The organism is Shigella sp. FC1567, from assembly GCF_001743015.1.
Taxonomy (GTDB): Bacteria; Pseudomonadota; Gammaproteobacteria; order Enterobacterales; family Enterobacteriaceae; genus Escherichia; species Escherichia coli.
Map to the genome: position 1 here is coordinate 1 of NZ_MIIV01000098.1, position 7,609 is coordinate 7,609.

General features: G+C 49.2%; 6 protein-coding genes and 1 pseudogene. All 7 read right to left on the minus strand.

Features of this window, described 5'->3' with window-relative positions; all coding sequences use genetic code 11:
- Positions 1 to 138: 138 nt before the first annotated feature.
- Complete coding sequence (gene phoU / locus BHE85_RS07415) at positions 139 to 864, minus strand: phosphate signaling complex protein PhoU (protein ID WP_000377786.1); 726 nt, start codon at positions 862 to 864, stop codon at positions 139 to 141.
- A 14-nt stretch (positions 865 to 878) separates the two neighbouring features.
- Complete coding sequence (gene pstB / locus BHE85_RS07420; protein WP_000063125.1) at positions 879 to 1,652, minus strand: phosphate ABC transporter ATP-binding protein PstB; 774 nt, start codon at positions 1,650 to 1,652, stop codon at positions 879 to 881.
- Positions 1,653 to 1,742: 90 nt separating this feature from the next.
- Positions 1,743 to 2,633 carry a phosphate ABC transporter permease PstA gene (gene pstA / locus BHE85_RS07425; RefSeq protein ID WP_001251975.1) on the minus strand — a complete coding sequence of 297 codons (891 nt, stop codon included), beginning with the start codon at positions 2,631 to 2,633 and terminating at the stop codon, positions 1,743 to 1,745.
- Positions 2,633 to 3,592, minus strand: coding sequence for a phosphate ABC transporter permease PstC (gene pstC, locus BHE85_RS07430; RefSeq protein ID WP_000741620.1), 960 nt, complete (start codon positions 3,590 to 3,592; stop codon positions 2,633 to 2,635). Before pstC ends, pstA begins: the two co-directional genes overlap by 1 nt.
- Positions 3,593 to 3,678: 86 nt before the next feature.
- A complete protein-coding gene (gene pstS, locus BHE85_RS07435) occupies positions 3,679 to 4,719 on the minus strand; it encodes a phosphate ABC transporter substrate-binding protein PstS (RefSeq protein WP_000867146.1) in 1,041 nt (346 codons plus the stop codon).
- 247 nt (positions 4,720 to 4,966) lie between these two features.
- A complete protein-coding gene (gene lpfD-O113, locus BHE85_RS07440) occupies positions 4,967 to 6,040 on the minus strand; it encodes a long polar fimbrial minor subunit LpfD-O113 (RefSeq protein ID WP_001046036.1) in 1,074 nt (357 codons plus the stop codon).
- A gap of 10 nt (positions 6,041 to 6,050) precedes the next feature.
- A pseudogene (lpfC-O113, locus tag BHE85_RS07445) lies at positions 6,051 to 7,510 on the minus strand (long polar fimbrial usher protein LpfC-O113); the annotation flags it as partial.
- Between the last annotated feature and the right edge of the window lie 99 nt (positions 7,511 to 7,609).

A 7,609-nucleotide genomic window follows, 5' to 3' on the forward strand; every position in this document is an offset into this window, starting at 1 on the left:
AGTAGCGGAGCAGGAAGGACATCTGATGGAAATGGAAGCCACGCAAGCACCTTAAAATCACCATCATACACTAAATCAGTAAGTTGGCAGCATTACCACAAATCCCAATAATTAAGTTATTGGGATTTGTCTGGTGAATTATTTGTCGCTATCTTTTCCCGCCAGCAGTTTATCCAGCTCATCACCGCCTACATGACGGAAATCCTGCCCCTTCACGTAGTAGAAGATAAACTCACAAATATTCTGGCAGCGGTCGCCAATACGTTCGATAGAACGCGCGCAGAACAGCGCAGTAAGTACGCTCGGAATGGTACGCGAATCTTCCATCATGTAGGTCATCAGTTGACGAACAATACCTTCGTATTCCTGATCGACTTTTTTATCTTCACGATAAATACGTACCGCTTCGTCAATGTCCATCCGCGCGAACGCGTCCAGCACGTCGTGCAGCATCTGGATGGTATGACGGCCCAGCGACTCCAGACTTACCAGCAACGGCTGATGCTGCTGGGAGAATTTCTCCAGCGCAGTACGGCAGATTTTGTCCGCCACGTCGCCAATACGCTCCAGCTCGGCAATGGTTTTACTGATCACCATAACCAGTCGCAGGTCGCTCGCCGTCGGCTGACGTTTGGCGATAATGCGCACGCAGGCTTCATCGATCGCCACTTCCATCATGTTGACGTTCTTGTCGCCTTCGATCACGCGCTTCGCCAGATCGCTGTCCTGGTTATGCATCGCGGTGATTGCATCAGAAAGCTGCTGCTCCACCATGCCGCCCATGGTCATCACCTGCGTGCGGATACTTTCCAGTTCGGCGTTGAACTGGCCGGAAATATGTTTATTAAGATTGAGACTGTCCATAACGCACTCCTGAATCAACCGTAACGACCGGTGATGTAGTCTTCTGTTTGTTTCTTCGCTGGCTTGGTGAACAGATCGTCCGTGTTGCTGAACTCAATCAATTCGCCCAGGTACATAAACGCCGTGTGGTCGGAACAACGCGCAGCCTGCTGCATGTTGTGGGTGACGATCACCACGGTGTAATCCTGCTTCAGTTCGGTGATCAGCTCTTCAATACGCCCGGTAGAGATAGGGTCGAGCGCCGAACACGGTTCGTCGAGCAGCAGCACTTCCGGGCGAATGGCGATACCACGCGCAATACACAGACGCTGTTGCTGACCACCAGAGAGAGAGTAACCGCTCTGGTGCAATTTATCTTTGGTTTCGTTCCACAATGCGGCTTTGGTCAATGCCCACTGCACGCGCTCGTCCATGTCGGCACGGGAGAGCTTCTCAAACAGACGAACGCCAAAAGCGATGTTGTCGTAGATGGACATCGGAAACGGCGTCGGTTTCTGGAACACCATGCCCACTTTCGCACGCAGCAGTGCGATATCCTGAGAGTTGGTCAGGATGTTGTCGCCATCAAGCAGAATTTCACCTTCCGCACGCTGCTCCGGGTACAGTTCAAACATTTTGTTGAAGGTACGCAGCAGCGTCGATTTACCGCAGCCGGACGGCCCGATAAACGCCGTAACCTGGTTTTTAGCGATATCCAGGTTGATGTTTTTCAGGGCATGGAATTTGCCGTAGTAGAAGTTCAAATTACGAACCTGAATTTTACTCGGGGCAGTTTCAACCATACTCATTGCAATCTTTTCCTCATCGTGCCTGATGCACTTCGCTAATCAGGCTTACCGTAGGCCGGATAAGGCGTTCACGCCGCATCCGGCAAAGTGTTAACCGTGTTTATTCTTCGCAAAAACAACGCGCGCTAGAATGTTCAGCAGCAGTACGCACAGGGTAATAATCAATACCCCGGCCCAGGCCAGTTGTTGCCATTCCGCAAACGGGCTCATCGCAAACTTAAAGATCGTCACCGGCAGGTTGGCGATCGGCTGCATCATGTCCGTGCTCCAGAACTGGTTGGAGAGCGCGGTAAACAGCAGCGGCGCGGTTTCACCAGCAATACGGGCAATCGCCAGCAGGATACCGGTCATGATCCCGGACACCGACGCTTTCAGCGTAATCGCAGAGATCATCTTCCACTTCGGTGTACCCAGCGCATAAGCCGCTTCACGCAGGCTGTCCGGCACCAGTTTCAGCATGTTCTCGGTGGTGCGGATAACAATCGGCACCTGCAACAGCGCCAGGGCAATCACGCCCGCCCAGCCAGAGAAGTGCTCCATCTGCGCCACCACGATGGTGTAAACAAACAGACCAACCACAATCGACGGCGCGGAGAGCAGAATGTCGTTAATGAAGCGAATCACTTCTGCCAGCCAGGATTTACGACCATATTCCGCCAGATAAATCCCCGCCATAATGCCCAGCGGCGTACCGAATACCGTGGCCCACAAAATTAACAGCCCGCTACCCGCCAGGGCGTTCGCCAGACCACCACCTTCCGTATTGGGCGGCGGCGTCATTTCAGTGAACAGCGCCAGCGACATACCGTCGATACCGCGAGTGATGGTGGACATTAAAATCCAGATCAGCCAGAACAGGCCGAAGGCCATCGTCGCCATCGAGAGCGTCAGCGCAATACGGTTTTTGAGGCGGCGACGCGCCTGCATTTTGCGGCGAGATTCAGCCAGCGCCGCAGTGGTTTGGATTTCAACCATAGCCATTAGCGTGCCCCCTCATTCTTAGCCAGGCGCATAATCATAAACTTCGATGCGGCGAGGACGATGAAGGTAATCACAAACAGGATCAGGCCCAGTTCCATCAGTGCGGCAACGTGCAGACCGGATTCCGCTTCCGCAAATTCGTTCGCCAACGCAGAGGTGATACTATTGCCCGGCATGTACAGCGAGGCGCTGTCGAGCTGGTAGGTGTTACCGATGATAAAGGTCACCGCCATGGTTTCACCGAGCGCGCGGCCCAGCCCCAGCATGATACCGCCGATAACACCATTTTTGGTGAACGGAAGAACGATACGCCAGATAACTTCCCAGGTGGTGCAGCCAATACCGTAGGCCGACTCTTTCATCATCACCGGGGTTTGTTCGAACACATCACGCATTACCGCCGCAATGTACGGAATAATCATGATGGCGAGGATCACGCCTGCCGCGAGGATACCGATACCAAATGCGGGGCCAGAGAACAGCGCGCCAACAATCGGGATATTCGACATGATATTGCCGACCGGCTCCTGAAAGTAAACGGCGAACAGCGGCGCAAAGATAAACAGGCCCCACATGCCGTAAACGATACTTGGAATGGCTGCCAGCAGCTCAATGGCGATACCCAGCGGGCGTTTCAGCCAGCCAGGCGCAAGCTCAGTCAGGAACAGGGCGATACCGAAACTCACCGGGACGGCGATCAGCAGCGCGATAAACGAAGTCACCAACGTACCGTAGATCGGCACCAGCGCCCCGTAGATATCGTTCGGTGCATCCCACTCTTTGGTCCATAGGAAAGCCAGACCAAATTTCTGAATGCTCGGCCAGGAGGAGATGATCAGAGAGACAATAATGCCACCCAACATCAATAGCACAATCAGCGCCGCCAGTTTTACCAGCACGCTGAAAATTATGTCGCCCTTTTTACCCGGTGGGTTAAAAGCAGGCTTGGTTGCAGCCATAAGTTACTCTTCAGTTAAACGCGTTTACAAAGTCATTTTGTAATGCCGGATGCGGCGTAAAACACCGTACCCGGCCTGGAGTTTTATTAGTACAGCGGCTTACCGCTACTGTCTTTAATATTGGTCTTCCACGCAGCGCGAACCTGTTCAACTACACTATCCGGCAGGCTGGCGTAATCCAGGTCGTTCGCCTGTTTAGCCCCGGTTTTGTACGCCCAGTCGAAGAATTTTAGCACTTCTGTGCCTTGTTCTGGTTTCTTCTGATCTTTGTGGATCAGAATGAACGTGGTAGAGGTAATAGGCCATGCATCTTCGCCTTTCTGGTTGGTCAGATCCTGAGCGAAGGTTTTGCTCCAGTCTGCACCTTTTGCTGCATTAGCGAAGTTTTCTTCGGTCGGACTAACCGGTTTACCATCAGCGGAGATCAGTTTGGTGTACGCCAGGTTGTTCTGCTTCGCGTAAGCATATTCAACATAACCAATTGCACCCGGCAGACGCTGAACGAACGCGGCGATACCGTCGTTACCTTTACCGCCCAGACCGATCGGCCATTTTACGGTAGAGCCAGTACCAACGTTGTTTTTCCACTCTTCGTTCACTTTCGCCAGGTAGCTGGTGAAGACGAAGGAAGTCCCGGAGCCATCTGCGCGGCGTACTACAGCAATGTTTTGTGAAGGCAGTTTCAGACCCGGATTCAGTTTGGCGATGGCTTCATCATCCCACTTCTTGATTTTGCCCAGGTAGATGTCGCCGAGGGTTTTACCATCCAGCACCAGTTCGCCAGACTTCAGCCCTGGAATGTTAACCGCCAGCACCACGCCGCCAATCACGGTCGGGAACTGGAACAGACCTTCCTGAGCCAGTTTTTCGTCAGACAGCGGCGCGTCAGAGGCACCAAAATCAACGGTATTAGCGATAATCTGTTTTACGCCACCGGAAGAACCGATACCCTGGTAGTTAACTTTATTACCGGTTTCTTTCTGGTAAGTGTCAGCCCATTTGGCATACACCGGCGCAGGGAAGGTTGCACCTGCACCTGTCAGGCTTGCTTCTGCAAACACAGAGAAAGCGCTCATCGATAAGGTCGCGGCGACAACAGTTGCGACGGTGGTACGCATAACTTTCATAATGTCTCCTGGGAGGATTCATAAAGCATTGTTTGTTGGCTACGAGAAGCAAAATAGGACAAACAGGTGACAGTTATATGTAAGGAATATGACATTTTTATGACAGAAAGGAATTACCAAATAACTTACTGATTTTAAATGTGAAGATGAAAATCCCACATGTCATCTTTTTGTCATGATGCATTTAAAAGTGATAAAGAAATGGGTGAGATGACAACGATGTGATGAACAATCGTTGTCAGACCTATTAGCGCACAATCTCAACAGTTATCGTCGCTGTTGCAGTAAATTGCCCCGGGGCTGGGCGAGCTCCAGTAAGGCTCGCAGGAGCAGCTGAAAAAGTTACACTACCTAATTTTTCACCATACACTGTTGATTTACCCATGTCTGTTGGCAACTCACCACCGTTCACTTTGATTTCCTTATTATTTTTGTCGTAAATTTTTATCCCCACGTTAGAGTTTGAAGTTACGACCATTGAATTGTCCGTATTGGGTTCGGTAGCATAAAAAGACGTACTGATATCATCGGTATTCAGTATCCCCAGGTTTTCACACTCAATAGTGACCGTTTTAGTAATTTTATGTGTTATTACCGCACTTCCAACAACAGATGAAAAATCTGCAGCTGGTATTTCTTTAAAATCAAAATAAACTGGCTGTAAATTATTTATTTCGCAACTTTGCGGAGCTGTAATATCGCCCCGAATATAAACATTAGCCATCGGCTGTGAGTAATCCACCGGGGTGTCACGGCTAATTGTTCCATACAATGTCACTATCTTTGTTTCAGGAATAATCAATTTTCCTGCAAATGTCTTCTTGATATAAAAATATACTATCGCTTTAGCCCCACTAGATATACTTAAAGGTTCAATGCGGTTGCAATTGTACTTTGTATTACCAGACGGGTTGTTAGCATGATATTCAAAAGGTGCATTCACATACCCAACCCCAAGAATATCTATAGCAATCCCAACATCAAGGTTCGGATTAAGATCATAATAATTAATATTAGAGTGAACCCCAGCATAAGTTAATGCCTGGTTTATTTTTGACGTATAATAGATATAGGGGAATTCTCCTACGTTACCAGTATCACAATGACAGCGTCCAGGATATGAGGATCCATTAGTTACAGTGGTGTTAAATGTCGTTCCAACCTTATTTTCGTTCGCGGTAATAAGATATCCCGAGAAATCAAGCGTACTGTGAAATACGCCATTATCAGGGGTACAGATACCTTTAGGAGCTGCAAGTGCTACACTACTTAACGAGAGCATAAACACAGCAAAGCACCACTGTTTGATATACTTGTTCATAAAAATCCTTTTAATGACATGTCACACCCTGTTCAATTAATCCGCTCTCACTTTCTGGTGTCGAAAGTGAATAATTGAAGATGCATTTTGTTGAGGCGTTTTCTCCCCAGGATAACGTAACCTGTCCTTTTTCTGGTAGACCAGAAAGATAAAGTTCGCCACGGTCACCGACAATTCCTGAATCTGCCAAACTTGCATCTTGTATCGCAGCAATGGCTCCAAAAGGTACCGGTTTACCATTTGCATTTAACACTCTGAAGAGAACGCGATAACCCACATGAGTCACAAACTCCGCTTTAACCACTGCACCACGCGTGGGAACCATCGTAACGACGGTATTATCAAGTTCTATATTCGACTTCGAGAAATAGTTATCGCTGATTGCTACCCGATTTTCATCATAAGGGTTTAGCTGTGTCTTGACCGTATAGCCGCGCCAGTCCGTCGCAGCACCGCGCATATTATCTATTTCTAACCCGGCGGCCCCAGGTGCTTTAACAAGAGCAATAGTTTCACCTAACTCCTGACTTAACGTTACCCCTTCGCTGTGTGCCAGAATTCCCCCTCTGATACCATAATTCAGCCTCTGGGAATTTTGGCTGTAGTTATAGCTGCCGTTCACCGTGCCATAAGAGCCATCATAGGTCAGGGACATATTACCGCCAACCTCATCATCATGACTGTTATAGGACTGCATTAAATTCCATGAAAGGTTATTTCTTTCCAGCGCCGTACCGCTTGATGTGAGCTACCGGAATTATCGTTTTGCGAAACAGAATAGGTGGCGTAACTATTACCCCACCAGCCCGATAAAGGAACAGATAAAGAGAGCATGTAGATCTGCTCACTGGTGTTATCACTGGCATGGTTGTTCCCCGTCCCCTGTCTGGCAGTATTGGAATAACTCCAGGAGACGTTCCACGAGAGACGCTTCCAGCTACTGCTGTAGCCAAATTGCATTAATCGTTCGACATCATCGGTATGCCAGTATTGTTGCCGGCTTAATGTCAGGTATAAATTGCCATAATCTCTCCCCAACGACTGCGTTAGCGTTCCCTCCACGCGACTACGTCGGTTACCTGTTTCCCAAAAGTCTTCAGGGCTGTTGCGCCGCGATGCCCACTCATTGAGGGTATAGTAGCCCTCGGTGGAGTAACGATAGCCAACCAGGCGCAAGCTAGTGTCTGTGTCGTCAAATCGTTTTGAATAGAGAAAGCGATATGACTGACCCGTTTCTGTATCATCATGGCTAAAATTCGCACGAGCATGTGTCACATCGAAAGAAATTGCGCCCAAAGCGCCAAGATCTTTACCGACACCCAGAGCTGCAGAACCATAATTTTCAGCAGCCTGCATACCTCCATATAAAGTGATCCCGTGGGAAAAACCATGAAGTATTTGCGCCTGAAGGACGTCCGGTGTAAATCCGTCTTCATCGCGCAATTCACCCACGCTGACATCAACATCTGTCTGAAGTGGTCAACAAAAACTGGCCACCGAGTTAGAGTTTTTCCAGTATCGATTTTCCGATTCGTTTGGGGGTAACCCACCATTATATTCGTGCGGTCT

Coding starts and splice junctions, on each gene's coding strand:
- phoU (WP_000377786.1), bottom strand. CDS start 864: ATGGACAGTCTCAATCTTAATAAACATATTTCCGGCCAGTTCAACGCC.
- pstB (WP_000063125.1), bottom strand. CDS start 1,652: ATGAGTATGGTTGAAACTGCCCCGAGTAAAATTCAGGTTCGTAATTTG.
- pstA (WP_001251975.1), bottom strand. CDS start 2,633: ATGGCTATGGTTGAAATCCAAACCACTGCGGCGCTGGCTGAATCTCGC.
- pstC (WP_000741620.1), bottom strand. CDS start 3,592: ATGGCTGCAACCAAGCCTGCTTTTAACCCACCGGGTAAAAAGGGCGAC.
- pstS (WP_000867146.1), bottom strand. CDS start 4,719: ATGAAAGTTATGCGTACCACCGTCGCAACTGTTGTCGCCGCGACCTTA.
- lpfD-O113 (WP_001046036.1), bottom strand. CDS start 6,040: ATGAACAAGTATATCAAACAGTGGTGCTTTGCTGTGTTTATGCTCTCG.